At 59.7% G+C, this 19897-nt stretch carries 14 protein-coding genes; 10 read left to right on the top strand and 4 right to left on the bottom strand.

The genetic code is table 11. The features are described 5' to 3' along the window. Nucleotides 1-12 precede the first annotated feature (12 nt). Nucleotides 13-2205, top strand: a complete 2193-nt coding sequence (locus HNQ65_RS18475; RefSeq protein ID WP_184341692.1) for a DUF1549 domain-containing protein — start codon at nucleotides 13-15, stop codon at nucleotides 2203-2205. 12 nt (nucleotides 2206-2217) lie between these two features. Further along, nucleotides 2218-5826 carry a c-type cytochrome domain-containing protein gene (locus tag HNQ65_RS18470; protein WP_184341690.1) on the top strand — a complete coding sequence of 1203 codons (3609 nt, stop codon included), beginning with the start codon at nucleotides 2218-2220 and terminating at the stop codon, nucleotides 5824-5826. A gap of 23 nt (nucleotides 5827-5849) precedes the next feature. On the opposite strand, the gene HNQ65_RS18465 is transcribed toward HNQ65_RS18470, so the two are convergent. Further along, nucleotides 5850-7061, bottom strand: coding sequence for a DUF4272 domain-containing protein (locus HNQ65_RS18465; RefSeq protein ID WP_184341688.1), 1212 nt, complete (start codon nucleotides 7059-7061; stop codon nucleotides 5850-5852). 116 nt (nucleotides 7062-7177) lie between these two features. On the opposite strand from HNQ65_RS18465, the gene HNQ65_RS18460 reads away from it, so the two are divergent. After that, nucleotides 7178-8554, top strand: coding sequence for a Gfo/Idh/MocA family protein (locus HNQ65_RS18460; RefSeq protein ID WP_184341686.1), 1377 nt, complete (start codon nucleotides 7178-7180; stop codon nucleotides 8552-8554). A 102-nt stretch (nucleotides 8555-8656) separates the two neighbouring features. Further along, nucleotides 8657-8893, top strand: coding sequence for a hypothetical protein (locus HNQ65_RS18455; RefSeq protein WP_184341684.1), 237 nt, complete (start codon nucleotides 8657-8659; stop codon nucleotides 8891-8893). Between the two features lie 12 nt (nucleotides 8894-8905). On the opposite strand, the gene HNQ65_RS18450 is transcribed toward HNQ65_RS18455, so the two are convergent. Next, a complete protein-coding gene (locus HNQ65_RS18450; RefSeq protein WP_184341682.1) occupies nucleotides 8906-10144 on the bottom strand; it encodes a glycoside hydrolase family 71/99-like protein in 1239 nt (412 codons plus the stop codon). A 52-nt stretch (nucleotides 10145-10196) separates the two neighbouring features. On the opposite strand from HNQ65_RS18450, the gene HNQ65_RS18445 reads away from it, so the two are divergent. From HNQ65_RS18445 to HNQ65_RS18430, 4 genes are all read left to right on the top strand, one after another. Continuing rightward, the gene (locus HNQ65_RS18445) at nucleotides 10197-11255 is read left to right on the top strand and encodes a serine hydrolase domain-containing protein (protein WP_184341680.1); all 1059 of its coding nucleotides are present in this window, start codon (nucleotides 10197-10199) and stop codon (nucleotides 11253-11255) included. Nucleotides 11256-11337: 82 nt separating this feature from the next. Then, nucleotides 11338-11778, top strand: a complete 441-nt coding sequence (locus HNQ65_RS18440) for a RidA family protein (protein ID WP_184341678.1) — start codon at nucleotides 11338-11340, stop codon at nucleotides 11776-11778. Nucleotides 11779-11845: 67 nt separating this feature from the next. Then, nucleotides 11846-13204 carry a tRNA (N6-isopentenyl adenosine(37)-C2)-methylthiotransferase MiaB gene (gene miaB, locus HNQ65_RS18435; RefSeq protein WP_184341676.1) on the top strand — a complete coding sequence of 453 codons (1359 nt, stop codon included), beginning with the start codon at nucleotides 11846-11848 and terminating at the stop codon, nucleotides 13202-13204. Continuing rightward, nucleotides 13201-13710, top strand: coding sequence for a GNAT family N-acetyltransferase (locus HNQ65_RS18430; protein WP_184341674.1), 510 nt, complete (start codon nucleotides 13201-13203; stop codon nucleotides 13708-13710). The genes miaB and HNQ65_RS18430 overlap by 4 nt, the downstream gene beginning before the upstream one ends. Here the strand turns inward: HNQ65_RS18430 and HNQ65_RS18425 are convergent. Then, nucleotides 13707-14633, bottom strand: coding sequence for an adenylate/guanylate cyclase domain-containing protein (locus HNQ65_RS18425; protein ID WP_184341672.1), 927 nt, complete (start codon nucleotides 14631-14633; stop codon nucleotides 13707-13709). The genes HNQ65_RS18430 and HNQ65_RS18425 overlap by 4 nt on opposite strands. Nucleotides 14634-14833: 200 nt before the next feature. Here HNQ65_RS18425 and HNQ65_RS18420 point away from each other — a divergent pair, with 200 nt between their 5' ends. Both HNQ65_RS18420 and dnaE read left to right on the top strand, forming a co-directional pair. Next, entirely contained in the window at nucleotides 14834-15583 is a 750-nt protein-coding gene (locus HNQ65_RS18420; protein WP_184341671.1) for a hypothetical protein, read from the top strand. Between the two features lie 60 nt (nucleotides 15584-15643). After that, nucleotides 15644-19162, top strand: coding sequence for a DNA polymerase III subunit alpha (gene dnaE / locus HNQ65_RS18415; RefSeq protein WP_184341669.1), 3519 nt, complete (start codon nucleotides 15644-15646; stop codon nucleotides 19160-19162). Between the two features lie 7 nt (nucleotides 19163-19169). On the opposite strand, the gene HNQ65_RS18410 is transcribed toward dnaE, so the two are convergent. Then, entirely contained in the window at nucleotides 19170-19823 is a 654-nt protein-coding gene (locus HNQ65_RS18410) for a SanA/YdcF family protein (protein ID WP_184341667.1), read from the bottom strand. Nucleotides 19824-19897: the final 74 nt, after the last annotated feature.

The following is a 19897-nucleotide window of genomic DNA, read 5'->3' as shown; positions in this document are numbered from 1 at the left end:
CAAGTTTCACTCATGATGTTTCGTTCCTTTATTGCCTTTGCGGTTTTTGCTTCGGCAAGCGTGGCTGAAGTCCCTTCCTTTCGTAACACCATCCAGCCGATCCTTACGCGCTATGGCTGTGCAATGGGGGCATGTCATGGTGCGGCTGCGGGGCAGGGTGGTTTTCGCCTGTCGCTGCGCGGTTTTGATGATGAGGGTGACTGGATCTCCATCACCCGCAGTGCGAACGGGCGCAGGCTGACGCTGGAAGATCCGGCGCGAAGTTTGTTTCTGTTGAAGGCCGTGAAGGCGGTGCCGCACAAGGGCGACAAGCGATTTGAAGTGAACTCGCCGGAGTACAAGGCGATCGCCGACTGGATCGCCGCCGGTGCGCCGGGGCCGAAGGCAGATGATCCGCGCATCGTGACGCTGGACGTGGAGCCGAAGCAACTGGTGACGAAACCCGGGACGACGCTGAAGCTCAAGGTCACGGCAAAGTTCAGCGACGGCCACAGCGAGGATGTGACGCGCTGGGCCAAGTACAACGGCGTGAACGCCAGCGTGGCCACCGTGGACGAGCAGGGCGTCGTGAAAACGACCGGCCGAGGGGAAACAGCCATCAGCGCGTGGTATCTGAGCCTCCTGACTGTATCCACCGTGGTGGTGCCTAGCGATGGCGTGGTGGATGAGCCTGCGTTTGCACAGATGAAGCCGCGCAATTTCATCGACGAGCAGGTGCTCAAGAAATTGCGTACTCTGAACATCCCGCCTTCAGGACGTGCGGATGATCACGAATTTCTGCGTCGTGCGTTTCTGGATACGATTGGTGTTTTGCCCGCGCTCGAAGAAACCCGCGCCTTTCTTGCGGACAAGAGTGCGGACAAGCGCGACCGCCTTATCGAGACGCTGCTGCAGCGGCCTGAGTTCGTCGATTACTGGTCGCACCGCTGGAGCGATTTGCTGCTGGTGAATGGAGACAAGCTCATGCCGCAGGCGATGTGGTCCTACTACAACTGGATCCGGCGCAACGTGGCCGCCAACACGCCGTGGGACGTGATGGTGCGCGATCTCCTGACCGCCACGGGCAGCACGCTGGAAAATGGCGCGGGGAATTTCTTCATCCTGAACGACGAGCCGACCAAGTGCGCGGAGACGATCAGCGTGGCGTTTTTGGGAACCTCCATCGCCTGCGCGAAGTGCCACAACCACCCGATGGAAAAGTGGACGAACAACGAGTATTTCGCCTTTGCCAACATGCTCTCCCGTGTGCGCACCAAGAACGGTGCGCAGGCGGATGAGAGGGTGCTTTTCTCCTCTGATGATGGTGAGCTGGTGCAGCCACTGACGGGCAAGCCGCAGCCTCCGCACCCGCTGGATGTGACCACGCCGGTCTCGATGACCTCGACTGAAGACCGTCGGGTGCCGCTGGCGAAATGGCTGACCGGCGCGGACAACAAGCTCTTTCAGCGTGCGATCGTGAACCGCGTGTGGGCGAACTTCTTTGGCTCCGGCCTCGTCGAGGCTGTGGATGATCTGCGAGTGACGAATCCGGCAAGCAATGAGCCGCTCTTTGCCGCAGCCTGTGATCATCTGGTGAAGGCGAAGTTTGACCTGAAGGCGCTCATGCGGACCATCCTGCAAAGCGAGACTTACCAGCGCAGCAGCGTGACTTTGCCGGAGAACATCACCGATCTGCGCTATGGCTCGCACTACGTGCCGCGCAGGCTGAAGGCGGAGGTGCTGCTGGACACGGTGTCCCAAGTGACGGAGGCGCCCACCACCTTCAAGATCGACAAGCGCAACGCCAATCGCGGCACGAGCGAGAGCTACCCGATGGGCTTCCGTGCGCTGCAACTGCCGGACAGCAACATCGCCAGCTATTTCCTCAAGAGCTTTGGCCGCGCCGATCGTGTGGCCACCTGCGAGTGCGAGCGCACCAACGAGCCCAGCATGGCCCAGGCGCTGCACATTGCGAATGGAGAGACGCTGAACCAGAAGCTGGCGCAGAAGGACAACCGCCTGGATGCGCTGCTGACCAGCAATCTGAGCAACGAGAAGATCATCGAAGAGGCCTACCTCATCGCGCTGACGCGTCTGCCCACGGAGAGGGAGAGCGCCAAGGCGGCGGAGATGCTGGCCAAAGCCTCAGCCGATGATCGCCGAACCACCCTTGAGGATATCTTTTGGGGGCTGATGAGTTCGAAGGAGTTTTTGTTTAATCACTGATAGGAGCGCGCCATGAGTTTTACCCGTTTCATTTTTCTCCTGTCCGTTTCCATTGCAGCAGGCCACGCCCAGACGGTTGACTACACCAAGCAGATTGTGCCGCTTTGGGACACCTACTGCATCGACTGTCATGACGACACGGATGCGGACGGGGAGTTCCGGCTGGACACGTTTGCCAACCTGATGAAGGGCGGCAAGGAGGGGAAGGCAATCATTGCAGGCAAGGCGGGTGAGTCGATGCTGGTGAAGTTTCTCGAAGGTCACTCAGGGCGCGGCGGGAAGAATGAATTCATGCCGCCGGGCAAGCGGGAGAAGCTTAAGACGGAGGAGATTGCGCTGATCAAAACATGGATCGATGCGGGGGCCAAAGGGCCTGCCCTTGTGGAGGCAAAGCCGATGCCGAGGGAGGTGATCACGCCGCAGATCAAACCGACGGTACCGCCCAAGCATGCGGTGCAGGCGGTGGCGTTTTCGCCCAAGGCGCAGTTCATCGCGGTCGGGCGCTATGGTGAGGTAGAGCTGCTCAATCCGGTGACACGTGCCGTGGTGCGCAAGCTCACGGGGTTCAAGGGCAAGGCTAACGCGCTCGCGTTTTCACCGGGTGGCGAGACGGTGTATGCTGCTGGTGGTGAGGCGGGCATTGTGGGCATCGTGAAAAGCTGGAAGACCAGCGATGGTTCGCCTGTGCATTCGTTTGAAGGGCATCTGGATGCTGCGTATGCGCTGGCGGTTTCGCCAGATGGGAAGATGATCGCCACGGGGGCCTATGATCAGAAGATCCGACTCTGGGACACGACCACGGGCAGGGAGATCGCGCTGCTGAAAGGACACAATGGTGCGGTGAACGGCCTCTCGTTCCGTACGGATGGCAAGGTGCTGGCCAGCGCCAGCGCAGACCGCACGGTGAAGCTCTGGAGCATTCCAGGAGGGCAGCGGCTCGACACACTCTCGCAGCCAACCAAGGAGCAGACGAGCGTGGTCTTCAGTGCGGATGGCAAACATCTCTTTGCGGCAGGCGGCGACAACCGCATCCGCCAGTGGAGCATCAGCGCGGATGCCAAGGAGGGCACGAATAAAATCATCACGAGTCGCTTTGCGCATGAGGGCGGCATCTTGAATCTGGCGCTTTCGATGGACGGTCATCTGCTGGCGTCCACCTCGACGGACAAGTCGCTCAAAATCTGGAGCACGGCAGACCTCACGGAGAAGGTGCCGCTGGAAAAGCAGCCGGACTGGTCTCCAGCACTGGCGTTTACTGACAAGGCGCAGCTCGTAGCCGGGCGTGTGGATGGCAGTCTGAGTTTCTATGAGTCTGCCACGGGCAAGGTGGTGTTGGCTCCTGCGCCTGCCAAGCCGGCGATGGCGGTGAAGCCTGAGCTGGCGCGGGTGGTGCCGCAGGCTGCGCACATTAGTGGAGAGCTGATGGTGAGCATCGCGGGAAAGAACCTCAGCGCTGACATGCAGGTGATGGTTTCCCATCCAGGCATCAAGGCTCAGCTGGCCAAGAATTCGGTGAAAGCGACGACGGCCAGGGTCAAGATCACCACTGGTCCCGAGGTGCCGCGTGGTGCCTATGAGTTGTGGCTCAAGAGCGGGGCAGGGGAGTCTGCGCGGATGAAGATCTATGCCGATGATCTGGCACCGCTGGTCACCAAGGCGGCGGATTTCAAAGCGGGTGCGGTCAGCATTGCCACGCTGCCAGCGAGCCTCTGGGGCACGCTGACGGAGATCGGCCAACATGACGCGTATCTGTTCAAGGCGAAGGCGGGAGAGGAGCTGGTGTTTGACCTCGCCGTGGCGCAGATCGGCAGCAAGGCGAAAGCGCCCACAGTGGAGATTCTGGACATGCATCAAAACGTGCTCGCGGTAAACCGCGGCCTGGACAGCGGAAGCGATCCGTTCCTTGCATGGAAAGCGCCCGCAGATGGCGAATACATTGCGATGGTGAGCAACACCACGATGGATGGCAGCGCAGAGCATGCCTATCGGCTAACCCTCGGTGCACTGCCGTATGTCACGGCATGGGCTCCGCTGACTGCACAGGCTGGCAAAGAAGCCAGGGTTACACTCATCGGTCATCACCTCGGAGACAATGCCACGGTCGTATTGAAGGCCGAGAAGGAGGGCGTGATGAATGTGCCGCTGGATGCCAGGGCGCTGAGATTCCGCTCCATGCCTGCGCTGCGCGTGAGCGCGCTGCCGCAGGCGGAGGAAGTGGAAGGGAATGACGATGTCGCCAAGGCGCAGGGAATCGTCGCGCCAGTCACCATTGGTGCACGTTTGGCGAAGACGCATGATGTGGACTGCTTTGCCTTTGAGGCTAAAAAAGGCCAGTGCTGGGTCATCGAGACACTGGCGGACATGGCGGGCTCTCCAGCCGACACCAAGATCGAGGTGCTGCATGCCGACGGCAAGCCGGTGCAGCGGCTGCTGCTTCAGGCCGTGCGCGACAGCTACAACAACTTCCGCAGCGTGGACGCCAACAACCCTGACATCCGCCTGCAAAACTGGGAGGAGATGGAGTTGAATGAATACGCCTATTTCAACGGCGATGTGATGAAGATCATCCGCATGCCGCGCGGTCCTGATGGCGGCTGCTTTTTCTATACCACGGGAGGCAAACGCCGCGCCTACTTTGACACCACGGCCAATTCTCACTCGCTTGATGAACCCTGCTACATCGTGGAACCCAAGGCGATCGGCAGCCACATCGTGCCGAACGGGTTGCCCGTCTTCACGGTGAACTACACCAACGATGACAGCGGGGATCGCAAGATCGGCAGCGATTCACGACTGGCCTTCACCGCGCCGGCGGACGGCAGGTATGTGGTGAAAGTGACCGACACTCGCGGCTGGGGTGGCGAGCGCTATGTGTATGCGCTCAGCATCCGCCAGCCGATGCCTGACTTCAGCGTGAAGCTCGCGGGCATGAACCCCACGGTGATGCCCGGTGCGTCCGTTGGCTTTTCCTTCCGTGCCGAGCGCGTGGACGGTTTTGATGATCCGATCCAGATCGAGGTCACGGGCCTGCCTGCCGGTTATTATGCTTCGTCACCGATGATCATCGAGGCGGGGCACGACCTGATCAGCGGCAGCCTGCGCGCTGCGCCGGATGCTGCAGCAAACGCCGACTGGAGCAAGCTCAAGATCACGGCGAAAGCCAAGGATCTCGTGCATGATTCTGGAACCTTTGGCAAGGTGACGCTGGGCGCTGCGCCCAAGTTCATCATCGTCATGGAACCGGATGCCGGAGGCAAAGCGATGATGCGCGAGATCAAGGATGAGACCAAGCCTCTCGAAATCACCCTGGCTCCAGGGCAGACGGTGAAGGCTTGGATCCGCGCCGTGCGCATGGGCAATGACGGCATTCTCAATCTGGATGTACATGGCCTGCCTCATGGGGTGATCGTGGATGACATCGGACTCAATGGCGTGCAGATTCGTGAGAAGGAAAACGAGCGCCCAATTTTCTTCCGCGCCGCGAACTGGGTGAAGGATCAGGATGCGTTCATCCACGCCGCCCTCAGTTCCGCCCGCAACGAGCACGACAGCGCGGGGCTGCAGACGAGCTTCCCTTTGCTGATGAAAATCCGGAAACCGGCGGGTGTGGCGGGGAGGTGATCCAATGACTCGGCGTCACCTGCTCAGGTGCTTGTGTCATTTTCAGAATAGACGGGGTTCTGTCCCAGCAACCAGTGGATAGCTTTTCGGCGTTCTTCCATGATGCCGCTGGTGCATTTCCAATCTTCTTCAGAAGACTCTATCAAAGGTGCGCCCTGGATCTCCAGATCGTTGTTGCTCAGCCTTGCCAAGGAAAGGTCCATCGCTCCCCACCACGCCCGGGGTGCGAACTCCGCGAAATCCATGGATTTCGGCTCAATGCTAAACTGGCGCAGACGCCAGTGTATGCAGAGCATTTGAGAAGACAGCTTTTCCAATTCTTCAGGGCTGCGCAGCTTGGGTGTCAGGCGTTGATTCTCCAGGTCGCCGATCACCTTGTATAGATCGTCAGTCTCAACCTGCTCATCATAAGCAGGTAATTCCATAAGTCCAAGTGACCATGCGAGCACGGCCGCTCCTTCGGAGAGCCAGGGCAGTTCCCAGCTCTTGTTCTCAGGAAGTTCACCGACGGGAGTTTCCAAGGCCGCAATCTCATCTTCTTCACCTTCCTGCCATGCATCTGAATCGCGAAAGCCATCCAGCATTTCCAAACGAAGAGCCTCACCTTCAGGATGATCTTCCATGAAGCCACGATTCACCAGAGCCCCCATGAAAGTCAGCCGGGAAATGACGCGTGATTCGGTTGGCGGATTACAGTCAGATGGTTCATCCGAAGGTTCGGCATCTTCGTTTTGCGCAGGCTCATGCGCGGGTAGCTGAGCCTCGGGATCAGCGTCATCATCAGCAGAGATGATCAGACGTCCTTCCGCGTCGCTCAGGCAGCCCGGAAGAAAAATGACGCCGTCCAGCAGACGTGTAACCGAGGCTATCACCTCCTGACGCGGGTCATTCTCTGTGAATGCCGGGTCGATGATAAAATTCACGGCGAAAGCCAGTCCTGGCAGATAGCCAAAAAGTTCGGGCCTCTGACTGGCACCGGGAAACTGCCTGAAATAGCCTGCCATGCCCGCAAGCTGAGCATCCCATCCTTCACCTGCGTAGTAGTCAGGGTCATGCCTCACTTCCATGTGGAGCGCACCCTTCATCCAGCCGCGTTTCCAGGTGCCCCTGACGCAGGACCAAACGCCATCCTCACTTGTTTCGACGATTGCTTCGGGGATCTGCTGCCGCAGCAGCTGCAAGACTTCTTCGGGCTTCCTGTGCTGGCTGAAAATGTTGATGGGAGGAGGCGGCATGCACGCCAGTTTTCACAGGCTCGTCATGGAGTCATACGAAATTTCAGGCCGGGAAGCGGGTCAGGAATTCGATTTACACGCTATAACCCCTCGTGCACTCGCGTTCCCATCTCCTCATGAACCGCCGCCATTTCCTCAAGCAGTCCTTCGCCGCATCTGCTGCTTACGTTTCCGCGCCAGCTATTTTGAGTGCAAGGTCGCCCAACTCGATGTTTCAAGTGGCATCGATCGGCGTGGGAGGGATGGGGGCGGTGACGATGATGAGCGTACTACAGCACTCCAAGGTGCGGCTTGTGGGTATGTGTGATGTGGATGCGAGGACGCTGGAGCTGGCGCGTGGCGGCAATGCGACACGGCGCAAGGAGCTGCAGGACCCAGATGCTGCGAAGCGGCTGGAGGGTGCGGCGGTGTATCGCGACTATCGCGAGATGATCGCTAAAATGGGTGACACGGTGGATGCGGTGACGATCGGCACACCGGACCACATGCATGCAGCCATGGCGGTCACGGCATTGCGGGCGAAGAAGCATGTTTATCTACAGAAGCCGCTGACCCATCACATCCATGAGGCGCGGATTCTCGGCGCCGAGGCGGCCAAAGCGGGGGTGACCACGCAGATGGGCACGCAGGGGCATTCCACCATCGAGACCCTGCTGGCGGTCGATCTCATCAAGAGCGGAGCCATCGGCAAGGTAAAGGAGGTCATCTGCTGGGAGAACAAGAAGACCAACTGGTGGCCCAAGATGACGGAGCGCAAGGCGCAGGCCGATCCGGTGCCGGAGAATCTGGACTGGAACCTGTGGCTGGGAGTGGCCGACGAGGTGCCGTTTCTGGAAGGGGCGTACCATCCTTCCATGTGGCGCTCGTGGGTGGATTTTGGGGTCGGCATGATGGGGGACATGGGCTGCCACTATTTCGACGTCGTTTCCTCCTGCCTCGGACTCATGGCCCCCACGCGCGTGCGATGCCTGGATGAGGGCAGCAAGGGGGCCCTGTATGCGCAGAAGCGGCATCTCGAATTTGAGTTTCCAGGCACGCCCCTGACGTCTGGGGACAAGATCAAAATGACGTGGACCGACGGCGGCTATCCCTTTGATGCCCGCGTTATCAAGCCCTCGGTGCTGACCAAGGACACGCCGAGCGGCATCTTCTTCATTGGCGAAAACGGCAGCGTCTTCAAACCGCACACGCAGCGCCCCTGGCTGGTGCCGGAGGAGAAGTTCACTGGCTTTGCCTATCCGAAGACACGTATTGCCAATCACTATACCGACTGGGTGGACGCCTGCATGAAGGGTGAAAAAGCCGCCGCCGACCTGCCGACCTATGGCTGCCCTCTCACGGAGGCCGTGCTCCTCGGGGTGCTGGCCGAGCGCAATCCAGGCGGCTGGATCGACTGGGACGCGGCAGCCGGACAGGTGACCAACCGGCCGGAACTCAATGCCCAGCTGGTGCGCAAATACCGGGAGGGCTGGAGCGTGCCCGGGCTGGGCTGAAAAGTGCCTGGTGCCCGCAAAGCAAGCGCAAAAAAGAATGTAAGTTGTTTATCAGCGGCGTTGCACTCGGCCAATGTCGTCGTAGCATCGTAATGACATTCAATGAGCGCGCACGATCACAAACCGGACTCTCGCCTGAAGCAGGCTGAGAAGATCGCTACTCATCCGGAGCAGTATAAAGTCTGCGAAGGATGCGGCTCCATCGTGGTCGCGCGTGCCATCACCTGTCCCAGTTGCCATGCCTACCTGTTTGACGCCACTTCCGTGCGCGTCATTGCGCAGGCCAAGGAGCTGGCGCTGAGGGCGGCCAACTCGGTCCTGGCTTCGGACCTGTCCTGAGTTTAGCCGTAATCAGCGTTTTGGCAGCGTATCCGGCGCTTCTCCGCGCAGCAGAGCGCCGAGCCTGCCAGTAAGCCAGAGGTAATGGTCGCTTGGCAGATCCGGCTCTGCAAGGAAGCGGCTTTCGCCCACAGGCGGGTGATTGTCGGTTTTGAAGATGGCGGTGCCTTCGTCCATCTCGTCAAACATGGCCACGTAGAGCATTTGTGCCCCGGCTTGTTTGGCCGCGAGCGCCTGCGACCACAGGAACTCGCCACCGAGACGGGGGATGGCGTCAAATTTTGCCGGCTGGTTGCGCGACTTGGAGAGATTCGTCCAGCTGAAGCCGGGGAAGATGACGGGCAGGTAGTCGAGCTTGTGCTCGGTGCACCAGGCGATGTCGGGCTTCAGGTATTTCTCCCCCCGGCTGGTGGCGTCCTTGGGCGTGCCGTAACGGCCCACGGACCAGGGGCTGACGATGTCGGCACGGGCGATGATTTCGAGCAGTCGGGGATCTTTGATGCAGTCGTGGTCCAGGGTGCGCCAGTAGTAGGGGACTCCGAGCATGATGGCGCAGCCGCCGAACTCGGGATCGTCGCGCAGAAAGGTGATGAGGCGTGACCATTCATCGAGCATGGGCGCGCGGTCATTGAAGCCCAGGCCCCAGAGGGCCACGAGGGGCCTGCCGTGGTGCTTGAAATAAGCGGCGCTTTTGGGGTCGAGGCGCTTTTCAGCGAGGATGCGTTTCCAGTCGTCGATCACCAGCTGGATGTCGCCTTCCTTGATGCCGCTGAGATCATACATCAGCGTCACGCCACGCCCGTTGGCAGCAGCAGCGGTCTGGCAATGGGCCAGCACCTGGTCCATGGGCTCGCGGAAGCGTTTGTCGCGTGTGGTGGTGGCAAAGCGCTGGATGAAGGCGCCGTCGATGCCGTAGTCGCGCATCCATTTGAAATGAAGCTGCACCACGGCGGGATATACGGAGCTGAAAACTTCAGCGGTGCGGCCATCGGCATGTTTGAAGGGGGTCTGCACACGGGCTTCTTGAGGCAGCTCGCTCACATCCGGCCACATTTCGATATGGGCGTGTCCGGGTTCCAAGATCTTGCTGCCAGCGGCGTAGTGATGCCAGCCGTTATTGCTGCCATCTCCTTCGCAGCGGAACCAGCCCTGGTAGCCGCAGACGACTTTGCCGGTGAGCGTGCTGGTGTCTACGGTCTGGGCTTGGGCGCTGAAAGCGAGCAGGGCGGACAGAAGGAAGAGGCGAAGCATGCGGGATGTTTTCGTTGACGGGGGCATGGCGTCAAGGTGTGATGTGGGCCGTATGAAACGACGCGCCTTTGTGAGTTCCCTGGCGGCATGGCCCGTGGCGACGTACCCATTGCCGACGTCTGAAGAGCAGAAGATCCGCGCCATAGCTGAAGGATTTCTGCGCGAGCATGGCATCCAAGGCATGAGCATCGCGTATGGCAGGGATGGGAAGATCGACTTTGAAGGAGGTTACGGTTTTGCTGATGCGGATGGGAAAGAAAAGGTAACGCCGCAGCATCGCTTCCGCATCGCCAGTATTTCCAAGCCCATCACGGCCACGGCGGTGATGAAGTGCATTGAGGAGGGACGGCTGAAGCCGGAGAGCACCGTGTTTGGCCCGCAGGGCATTCTGGGAGGTGACTACAGCGGAGAGGTGGCCGCCATCACGGTGGACCAGCTGCTGACTCACACCAGCGGCGGCTGGGCCAACGACAGGAATGACCCCATGTTTCAAAACCCGCAGATGAATCATGCGGAACTCATCGCCTGGGCGCTGACAAACCAGAAGCAGACGCACAAGCCGGGGGAGCACTTTGCGTATTCCAACTTTGGCTACTGCGTGCTGGGCCGGGTGCTGGAGAAGGTTTACGGCCAGCCTTACGAGACACTGATTCAAAAACGGATGCTGGAGCCCTGCGGCATCAGCAGCATGCAGATCGGCGGCAACACGCTGGCGGAGCGACGGCCGCAGGAGGTGATGTATGTCACACCCAAACCCGGAGCGGCCTATAGCATGAATGTCTCACGCATGGATTCACATGGTGGCTGGATTTCCAAGGCGGGGGACCTAGTGCGCTTCACCTCGCAGCTTTCGCTCATGCTCAAGCCTGAGTCGATTCGTGCCATGACCACGCCTGGTGTGGGAGGAGGCTATGCGCGGGGCTGGAACGTTAACAAGGTGCCGAACTGGTGGCATACTGGATCGCTGCCGGGAACGACGACAATCATGGTGCACACGGCCAAGGGAAGATGCTGGGCCGGGCTGCTCAATGGTCGCAGTGAAGGGCTGGGCCTCGCGCTGGACAAGCTGATGTGGCAGATGGGTGGCGTGGTGAAGGCGTGGGAGCTGTGAGCCTGCGGGGAGAAGAATAAAAGCGGGATGCCAGTTTTGATTTTCCAGGCCGTATTTTGTGCTCCCTTCTTCACTTCCTACCATGACACCCCAGCAAAAAGCAGAATCCCTCGGCATTGTTTTCACCAAGCAGCCCCCCGCCTACCTGAACCTCTGCATCCGCAGCGGCAATCAGCTCATCACCTCCGGCCACGTGAGCGACCTCAAGGGCAAGCTGGGCGCCGGTGTCTCCACGGAAGACGGTTACAAGGCCGCCAAGAACTGCGCCGAGAAGGTGCTGCGCTCAGTGTGGGACACACACGGCACGCTGGATGGGCTGAAGGTCATCAAGGTCCTGGGCTGCGTGAACTCGACGCTGGAATACAGCGACCAGCATCTGGTCATCAACGGCTGCTCCGACCTGCTGCATGAAATTTTCGGCAAGGAAGGTGATGGCTACCACGCCCGCAGCGCCCTGGGTTTTGCCCAGCTTCCCACCGGAGCTGCGGTCGAGGTTGAGGCCATCTTTGAGATCAAGGGATGATCCGGACCGGGGCCAAGCGCCTTGCGGTTGTGTTTTGGGCGGGAGTGGGTATGCTCCCGCCCCCCAAATGCCCCGCGTACACATCAAAACCTATGGCTGCCAGATGAACGAACGCGACACCGAGCAGGTGTCGCAGATGTTCGTGGAGCGCGGCTATACCATGACCGCGCGGGATGAAGACGCCGATGTGGTGCTCATCAACACCTGCTCCGTGCGTGATCAGGCCGAGCAGAAGGCCCTGGGAAAAATGGGCATGGTGCGCCGTCGGCGCATCCCCCTGGTCACCGGCTTCATGGGCTGCATGGCCCAGAGCCGCGGCAGCGAGCTGGTGGACAAGGCCAATGTGGACCTCGTTGTAGGTACGCAGAAGTACCACCGCGTGGTCGATTACGTGGACGAGATCATCCGTGCCAAGGAGGCCAAGCAGATGGACGACGAGCGCTTCTCCATCGTGGATGTGGAAGAAGAGACCGCTTCGCAGAACACCATTCGTGACCACACGCTGAAAGAAAAGCAGGCCAGTGCCTTCGTGAGCATCATGCAGGGCTGCAACATGAAGTGCACCTTCTGCATTGTTCCCTACACACGTGGCGGCGAGCGCGGCAGGCCCATCGCCGACATTGTTGAAGAGGTGAAGCGTCTCGCAGATCGCGGTGTGAAGGAGGTGACGCTGCTGGGGCAGATCGTGAATTTGTACGGACGGCACGAGTTTCCTGCGGTGGACGGCAAGAGTCCCTTTGTGCAGCTGCTGGAGGCGGTGCATGAGGTGCCCGGCATTCAGCGCATTCGCTTCACCAGCCCTCACCCGATCGGTTACAAGAAGGACCTCATCGAGGCCTTCACTTATCTGCCTAAGCTGGCCGAGCATGTGCACCTGCCAGTGCAGAGCGGCAGCGATGCCATCCTGAAGCGCATGCACCGGCCTTACACGACGGCGCGGTTTACAGAGCTGGTGGAGCGCATCCGCGCGGCACGCCCGGGCATCTCCGTGACGACAGATGTGATTGTGGGCTTTCCTGGCGAGACGGAAGAGCATTACCTGGAGACGCGGCAGATGTTTGAAAACATCCGTTTCGACAACGCCTTCGTCTTCCGCTATTCCAAGCGCCGGGGCACGCCTGCCGCTGAGATGGAGGACGCGATCCAGGTGCCGGAGCGCGTGAAGGAGGAGCGCAACCAAGACCTGCTCGGCGTGGTGAACCGCATCGCGCTGCCCATGTATGACGCGCTGGTGGGGCAGGAGGTGGAGATCCTCTGTGAAGGGCCCAGCAAAACCAACGAGGAGCGCCTTACCGGACGCACGGGTTCCAACCGCATCGTGGTTTTTGACGGCAATCCTGAGCGCCATGTGGGAGAGATGTTCAAGGTGCGCGTCACCGAGGCCGGGCACTTCACATTGTTTGGAGATCCGGTGCTGCATGCATGAGCACAAAGCCGGACATCCAGCTGCGGCCGCTCACTCAAGAGCATGCGGCGGCGTTTTGTCGGCTGGTGGTGGCGCTGGCGGAGTTTGAGAAGCTGCCCCCGCCAGATGAGGCGGCGCAGGCTCGTCTGGTGGAAGATGCCTTGGGCAAAAAGCCACGCATCGAGGTGTGGCTGGCGTTTGTGAACGAGGACGTCGAGCCCTGCGGCTACATGGTGCTGGTGGAGACATATTCGAGCTTTCTGGCGCTGCCGACCATGTATTTGGAAGACTTGTTTGTCCTTCCTGAACGCCGCAAAGGCGGTGTCGGAGGCGCGCTGCTCAAGAAAGTGGTCAGCCTGGCGCATGAGCGTGGCTGCGGACGTGTGGAGTGGACGGCGCTGGACTGGAATGTGAACGCACAGCAGGTCTATGAGCAGCGCATTGGTGCCAAGCGCATGAGCGAGTGGTACCTCTACCGCATGACGCGGGATGACATGCAACGGCTGCTGGATCGCGAGGCGTCCTAGAAAGACATCGTGGGCGCGTCGATGAGGGAATAGACCTCCACAGGATCAGGCTGGCCCTTCACCGGATGGATGCCGGCGTTTTGGTAGAGCTTCAGGCCTTCCTCCCATCCATTGAGGAAGGGTGCGCCGGCGAGCACAGGCACCTGCAGCTTGCGGGTCAGGCTCTCGATACGGAAGGTCACATTGACGGCTTCGCCCACGGCAGTGTTTACGCCGCGTCCCATGGCTCCCAGGGCCACGTCACCGACGTTCAGGCCGATATGGCAGTGGACCTCCAGATTCATGTTCTCCTTGAGCCATTTGCGCTTGGGAGAGTCGGAGACGTCGGGGCTGCTGAGGATCCTGGCGGCCTCAGTGGCCTTGACGCGGGAGGAGATGTCGTCCCCAGGCCAGTAAGCAAAGACACCGTCGCCGATGAACTTGTCGATGATCGCATCGCGGGTCTTCAGCACTTTTTCGCACTGGGCGTACCATTCACGAAGCATGGCGGCCACTTCCTCGGCGCTAAGCTGCGCGGAGATGGTGGTGAAGTTGCGCAGGTCTCCGACGAGCAGGGTAGCTTTGACCGTTTTGACCGGCAGAGCAATGGTGTGGAGAGACTGGGTGCTGACGTTGCTGGTCTCGCTGGAGGGGCGGTCTTCGTCCTGGCTGTCGAAAATGAAGGTGCTGGTGCCAAACTGTACGCGGTCGCCGTGGCGGAGGGCGCGGGCGGTGGTGACGGCCACATCATTGACGAAGCTGCCGTTGGCGCTGCCGAGGTCGGAGACCCAGAAAAGCTGCCCATCCCTGCGGATGGTGGCATGCTGGCGCGAAACACCCCCGTCCACGAGGCGGATGCTGGCATCCGGGCTGCGGCCGACCAGATTGAAGTCCTCGAGGACGATCTCGAGTCCTTTTTCCAGTGATTTGAGTGTGGCTCCCATACGGGTCGTTAAAAAAGAATGCTCTTTTGAAGCAATTTACGCGCCGTTAGTCAAGCGCGGTCGTCGTCCAGCTACAAGGTTTTTCGCCGGTTCTTTCGGGCAAGAGATTTTTGTTTAGAGAATCAAGGGCCTAAGCCAGAGACGGTAAGTGTATTACGACGTTACATTTGCCAATGGCAGGCTCATCTCCACCATGACGCATGATGCATCGATTTTCCGGCAACTGGCTGAGGAGCGCCGTCCTAGGGGTGGCGGGATGCACCATTGGGCTGGCTCAGGCTCACGTGGTGCCTAACATGACAGTGGAGGCAGATTTTGCCCCCGGGGGAGCCTACACACTGAGGATCAATGTGGATCCACGCACCTTTCTAGCCTCGGATCCTACCACCCTGCCGCCCGTGCCGGGCTCATGGTACCGTGAGCAGACGCCGGCGCAGGTGGCTGCCACCCATGAAAAAGCACAGCAGTACCTTAGGGGTGCTGTGAGCCTGATTTTTAATGATGAGAAAAAGCCGCTGCCAGCCTGCCAGATCCAGGCGATGGATGGTGCTGATAATACCCCGCTGAAGCCAGAAACCGAGGAGGTTCATCTACTGGCCACGATGGAAGGACGTCTGCCGGAAGGCGCCAACACTTTCAGGGTGGATTTTGCCAAAAACGCCAACACCAGCATGATCCTGCTGCTTTCCCAGCAGGGCAGGGCTGAGCCGCGTCCGCAGGTGGTGTTTCCAGGGGAGGTCAGCCGCCCCTTTGAGCTAAAAATCGCTGCGCCAGCAACATCCGCCAAGCCAGTGTCGCCTCCTTCTACGGCGACCGAACCCGCTGCGACCGGCAGGATTTTTCTCACATTGCTGACTGCTGCTACTTGCATTGCCGGGATTGCCGGCTGGCGGCTGCTCAAATACTACCGCCACCATCACCGTGCCCACGGCAGGGCCCGTGATGACTGAATGTGAAGAAGTCCTGCTTGTCCATCTCTCCGAGAAAGAGTTAATCCTCTCCCGCGCCGCATGCCTGATTCCTTTGTCCATCTCCACCTTCATACCGACTACTCGCTGCTCGATGGCGCGGTGCGCATCGATGCGCTCATGAAGCGGGTGAAGGAACTGGAGATGCCCGCCGTGGCGATCACGGATCACGGCAATCTTTTCGGCGCGATCGATTTCTACATGGCTGCGAAAAAGGCCAAGGTGAAGAGCATCCTCGGCTGCGAGGCCTACCTGGCCCCTGGCTCCATGATGGACAAAAATGAGGTGGCAGGCCGCAAGCGCTCCTCCCATCTGACGCTGCTGGCAGCGAGCAATGAGGGATTTGAGAACCTCTCCAAGCTGATCACCAAAGGGCATCTGGAGGGCCAGTGGTACAAACCGCGCGTGGACAAGGATGCGCTGCGGGAGTACTCCAAGGGCCTGATCTGCCTCAGTGGCTGCATCAATGGAGAGATCAACGAACTCCTGCTCTCCGACCGCAAGGACGAGGCGGAGAAGAGCTTGCAGGAGTTCCGCGACATCTTTGGTCCGGAGAATTTTTACCTGGAGATCCAGGACCACAACATGGAGGCCCAGCGCAAGAGTGCGCGGCAGATGATCGAGTGGGGCAAGCAGTACGGCCTCAAGACGGTGGCCACGAACGATGTGCACTTTCTCAACCGCAGCGACCATGAGTCTCACGACATCATGATCTGCATCGGCACGGGGGCGAGCATCTATGACCAGAACCGTATGACGTACTCCCCGGAGGTCTATTTCAAGACTGCCGAGGAGATGCGCGCCCTCTTTGCCGAGGTGCCGGAGGCCTGCGACGCCACGCTGGAAATCGCCGAGCGCTGCGATGTCAAAATCCATCTCGACTCGACAAGTATTGATCGCTATCCGCAGTATCCGATGCCGGATGGCGGGGACCGCAACGAGTACCTGCGCCGATTGACCACGGAGGGGTTGGAGCGCCGCTATGGCCGTGACCGCGCGCTGAATGACGAGGTCCTCCACCACCGAATGGAGGTGGAGCTGGCCCTGCTGAAGGAGAAAAACTTCACCAGCTACTTCCTCATCGTCTGGGACTTCATCAACTGGGCTCGCGAGCACAACATTCCCGTGGGACCGGGCCGTGGCTCTGCCGCAGGTTCACTCGTGGCGTTCTGCCTCGGCATCACGGACATTGATCCGCTGCGGTTTGAACTGGTGTTTGAGCGATTCCTCAATCCCGAGCGTGTCAGCCCTCCTGATATCGATATCGACTTCTGCCAGACGCGCCGTCCGGAGGTGATCCAGTACGTGCGCGAAAAGTACGGGGACCTCAGCGTTTCCCATATCATTACCTTCGGCACCATGGGGGCCAAGTCCGTCATCCGTGACGTGGGCCGTGTGCTCGGCTGGAGCTATGGAGACAGTGATGCGCTCTCCAAGATGATCCCGAACGAGTTGAACATCGATTTGGAGGAGTCGGTGAAGAAGAATCCGGATCTCGCGGCCAAGCTGGAGGCCGATGCCAATGCGCAGGAGCTCTGGAGGCATGCCACCTTCCTGGAAGGCCTGACGCGAGGCACCGGCGTGCATGCCGCAGGTGTGGTTATCGGGGACCGCAGGCTGGACAACTTCATCGCCCTCACACGAGACAAGGAAGATGCCATCCTCTCGCAGTATGCGATGAAGCCGCTCACCGAGCTGGGGATGCTGAAGATGGACTTCCTCGGTCTCAAAACGCTGACGGTGATCCACGAGGCTGAGTTCTGGATTCAGAAACGTGTACCCGGCTTCAGAGTGGCCAATGCGCCACTGGAGGACACAAACACCTTCGATCTCATCAAACGCGGCGAAACAGTCGCGGTGTTCCAGATGGAATCTGGTGGGATGGTCAACACTTGCAAACAGCTCGGGCCTGACACCATCGAGGAAATTATCGCTATTCTGGCGCTGTACCGTCCGGGTCCGATGCAGTTTATTCCCGATTACATCAAGCGTAAGAAGGGCGAGGAGAAGGTGGACTACCCCCACCCGCTGCTGGAGAAGATCTCCAAGGAGACCTACGGCATTCTGGTGTATCAGGAGCAGGTGATGCAGGCGGCCAATCTTCTGGCCGGTTTCTCACTCGGCCAAGCTGACTTGCTCCGACGCGCGATGGGTAAAAAAGACGCTGCTGAGATGGCGCGCCAGCGTCTTATTTTCGTCGAGGGCTGCCTCAAGACGAATGACATCCAGGCCAAGCTGGCAAACTCCATCTTCGACTTGCTCGAAAAATTCGCGCAATACGGCTTCAACAAATCCCACTCCGCAGCCTACGGTATCGTGACGTACCGCACAGCCTACCTGAAGGCCAACTACCCCGTGGAGTTCATGGCGGCGGTGCTCAGTTATGAAATCAGCAATCCCGACAAGATAGCCAATTTCGTCAGCGAGTGCTTTGAAATGGGCATCAAGGTGTTGCCGCCTGACGTGAACAAGTCGTCGCTGAAATTTGCTCCTGAACGCTTTGAAACAGAGGCCGAGCAGCCCAACGCCATCCGCTACGGGCTCAGCGCCATCAAGAATGTGGGTGAGGGAGCCATGGAGGCCGCCATCGCCGAACGTGAGGCGAATGGTCCCTATACCAGCCTGGAAGACTTTGCCGCAAGGCTGGACAACCGGGCGGTGAATAAGAAGCTCATGGAAGCTCTCGTGAAAGCGGGGGCGTTTGATTTCACCCGCGAGTCGCGTTCGGTGATGTTTGCCAAGCTGGAGCAGGTGCTGGCTTCTGCAGCCTCGCTGCAGAAAGATCGGAGATCAGGGCAGGGCGGCTTGTTTGATGACTTTGATCTTGCGCAGCCAAAGTCAAAAAAGAGCGAGACGGCAACACCTGCCGTGGTGTGGACTCCTGACGAGATCCTGGCCTTTGAGAAGGAGCTGCTCGGCTTCTATGTCAGCGGTCATCCTTTGGACAGCTATCGCGGCCACTTTGATTCGCCCAAGCTCATCAAAATCGCCTCCATCGAAGGCATCGACACCAAGGAGAAGGCGAGCTCGCACACCATCGCAGGCATCATCAGCCAGCTGGAAGTGCGCTACTCCAAACGAGACAACCGCCCCTTCGCCACCTTCAGGGTGGAAGATTTCACCGGGCAGATCGAGATGATGTGCTGGAGTGACGACTACGAGAAGGTGAAGGAGGTGCTGGCCGACGGTGCCGTGCTGGCGCTGCGTGTGCGTGTGAGCAAGGACCAGAAGACGGACGGCAACCGCGTCACGCTCAATGGTGCCTCGCCGCTCAAGCCGAAGGCGGCCAAACCGCGCAATGCCAGCGATCCTGATCCCTCGCTGCCCCCGCCGCCGAAACCACCCGCGCCTCCCAAGCCGATCGTGCTCAGGCTGAACACCAAACATCACACCGAGACGGATCTGGAGCGCATCGAAGAGGTGCTGCTGGCCTATCCAGGTACATTGCCAGTCTTCATCGAGATCTCGCAAAACGGGCACAAGGCACGGCTGGAGCTGGATGAGAGTTTTCGCGTGACTTCGGGGCCGGAGCTGCGACGTGCGCTCACGGTGTGGTTATGAGAGCTGCTCAATCTAGCGGCACCGACACCTTTTCCCCGAGATGTTTGGGGCGCGTGTGCAACACATTCACATCCAGCACTGCTTTGACGCAGGCCAGCTTTTCACGCAGGAAGGTTTTCACGGACAATGCCACAGGGACATCTCCTGCGTCCAGTCCCCAGGCATCGATTCCAAAAGCACGGGCCAGATAGATGGCGCGTGCATTGTGAAATCTCTGTGAAACGAAGATGATTTTCTGCTGCCCGAAGACCTCGCGGGCACGGACGACGGAGTCGAGCGTTCGAAAGCCGGCGTAGTCGCATACGATTTTCTCTACAGGCACGCCCAACTGCATCAATGCATGCTTCATGTCAGTGGGCTCGTCATAGTCCTGACGGCTGTTGTCTCCGCTGACGATCAGCGCCTTGACTCTGCCTGCCTTGAAGAGAGCCGCAGCGGCTTCCATACGTGGGAGAAAGAAGAGATTGGGCCTGCCGCCTGAAAGACGCGAGGCTGCGCCCAGCACCACCGCCACTGGAGCTGCGGGGATGGAATCCACCGAGTCGTAGCAGCGCCCCTGGGCGGCATGAGCTACCCACCACTCGCTGCCAAAGACGAGACTCGCCCCTGCCAAAACAAGGGCCATTCCAGGCAGCCACCAGCGTTTGAAAAGCGATTTCATGCCCGACTGCTCCGGGCAGTTCACACAGACTGCAAGCCGACGCTTCTATCATTTTGCCAAACGCCATTCGTGGC

This window comes from Prosthecobacter vanneervenii (genome assembly GCF_014203095.1).
GTDB classification, from domain to species: Bacteria; Verrucomicrobiota; Verrucomicrobiia; order Verrucomicrobiales; family Verrucomicrobiaceae; genus Prosthecobacter; species Prosthecobacter vanneervenii.
The sequence above is the reverse complement of the archived record's forward strand: the minus strand, read 5'-3'. Positions and strand labels throughout refer to the sequence as shown.

Coding starts and splice junctions, on each gene's coding strand:
- HNQ65_RS18450 (WP_184341682.1), bottom strand. CDS start 10,144: ATGCTTCGCCTCTTCCTTCTGTCCGCCCTGCTCGCTTTCAGCGCCCAA.
- HNQ65_RS18465 (WP_184341688.1), bottom strand. CDS start 7,061: ATGCCGCCTCCTCCCATCAACATTTTCAGCCAGCACAGGAAGCCCGAA.
- HNQ65_RS18460 (WP_184341686.1), top strand. CDS start 7,178: ATGAACCGCCGCCATTTCCTCAAGCAGTCCTTCGCCGCATCTGCTGCT.
- miaB (WP_184341676.1), top strand. CDS start 11,846: ATGCCCCGCGTACACATCAAAACCTATGGCTGCCAGATGAACGAACGC.
- HNQ65_RS18430 (WP_184341674.1), top strand. CDS start 13,201: ATGAGCACAAAGCCGGACATCCAGCTGCGGCCGCTCACTCAAGAGCAT.
- HNQ65_RS18470 (WP_184341690.1), top strand. CDS start 2,218: ATGAGTTTTACCCGTTTCATTTTTCTCCTGTCCGTTTCCATTGCAGCA.
- HNQ65_RS18475 (WP_184341692.1), top strand. CDS start 13: ATGATGTTTCGTTCCTTTATTGCCTTTGCGGTTTTTGCTTCGGCAAGC.
- HNQ65_RS18410 (WP_184341667.1), bottom strand. CDS start 19,823: ATGAAATCGCTTTTCAAACGCTGGTGGCTGCCTGGAATGGCCCTTGTT.
- HNQ65_RS18445 (WP_184341680.1), top strand. CDS start 10,197: ATGAAACGACGCGCCTTTGTGAGTTCCCTGGCGGCATGGCCCGTGGCG.
- HNQ65_RS18425 (WP_184341672.1), bottom strand. CDS start 14,633: ATGGGAGCCACACTCAAATCACTGGAAAAAGGACTCGAGATCGTCCTC.
- HNQ65_RS18440 (WP_184341678.1), top strand. CDS start 11,338: ATGACACCCCAGCAAAAAGCAGAATCCCTCGGCATTGTTTTCACCAAG.
- dnaE (WP_184341669.1), top strand. CDS start 15,644: ATGCCTGATTCCTTTGTCCATCTCCACCTTCATACCGACTACTCGCTG.
- HNQ65_RS18420 (WP_184341671.1), top strand. CDS start 14,834: ATGATGCATCGATTTTCCGGCAACTGGCTGAGGAGCGCCGTCCTAGGG.
- HNQ65_RS18455 (WP_184341684.1), top strand. CDS start 8,657: ATGAGCGCGCACGATCACAAACCGGACTCTCGCCTGAAGCAGGCTGAG.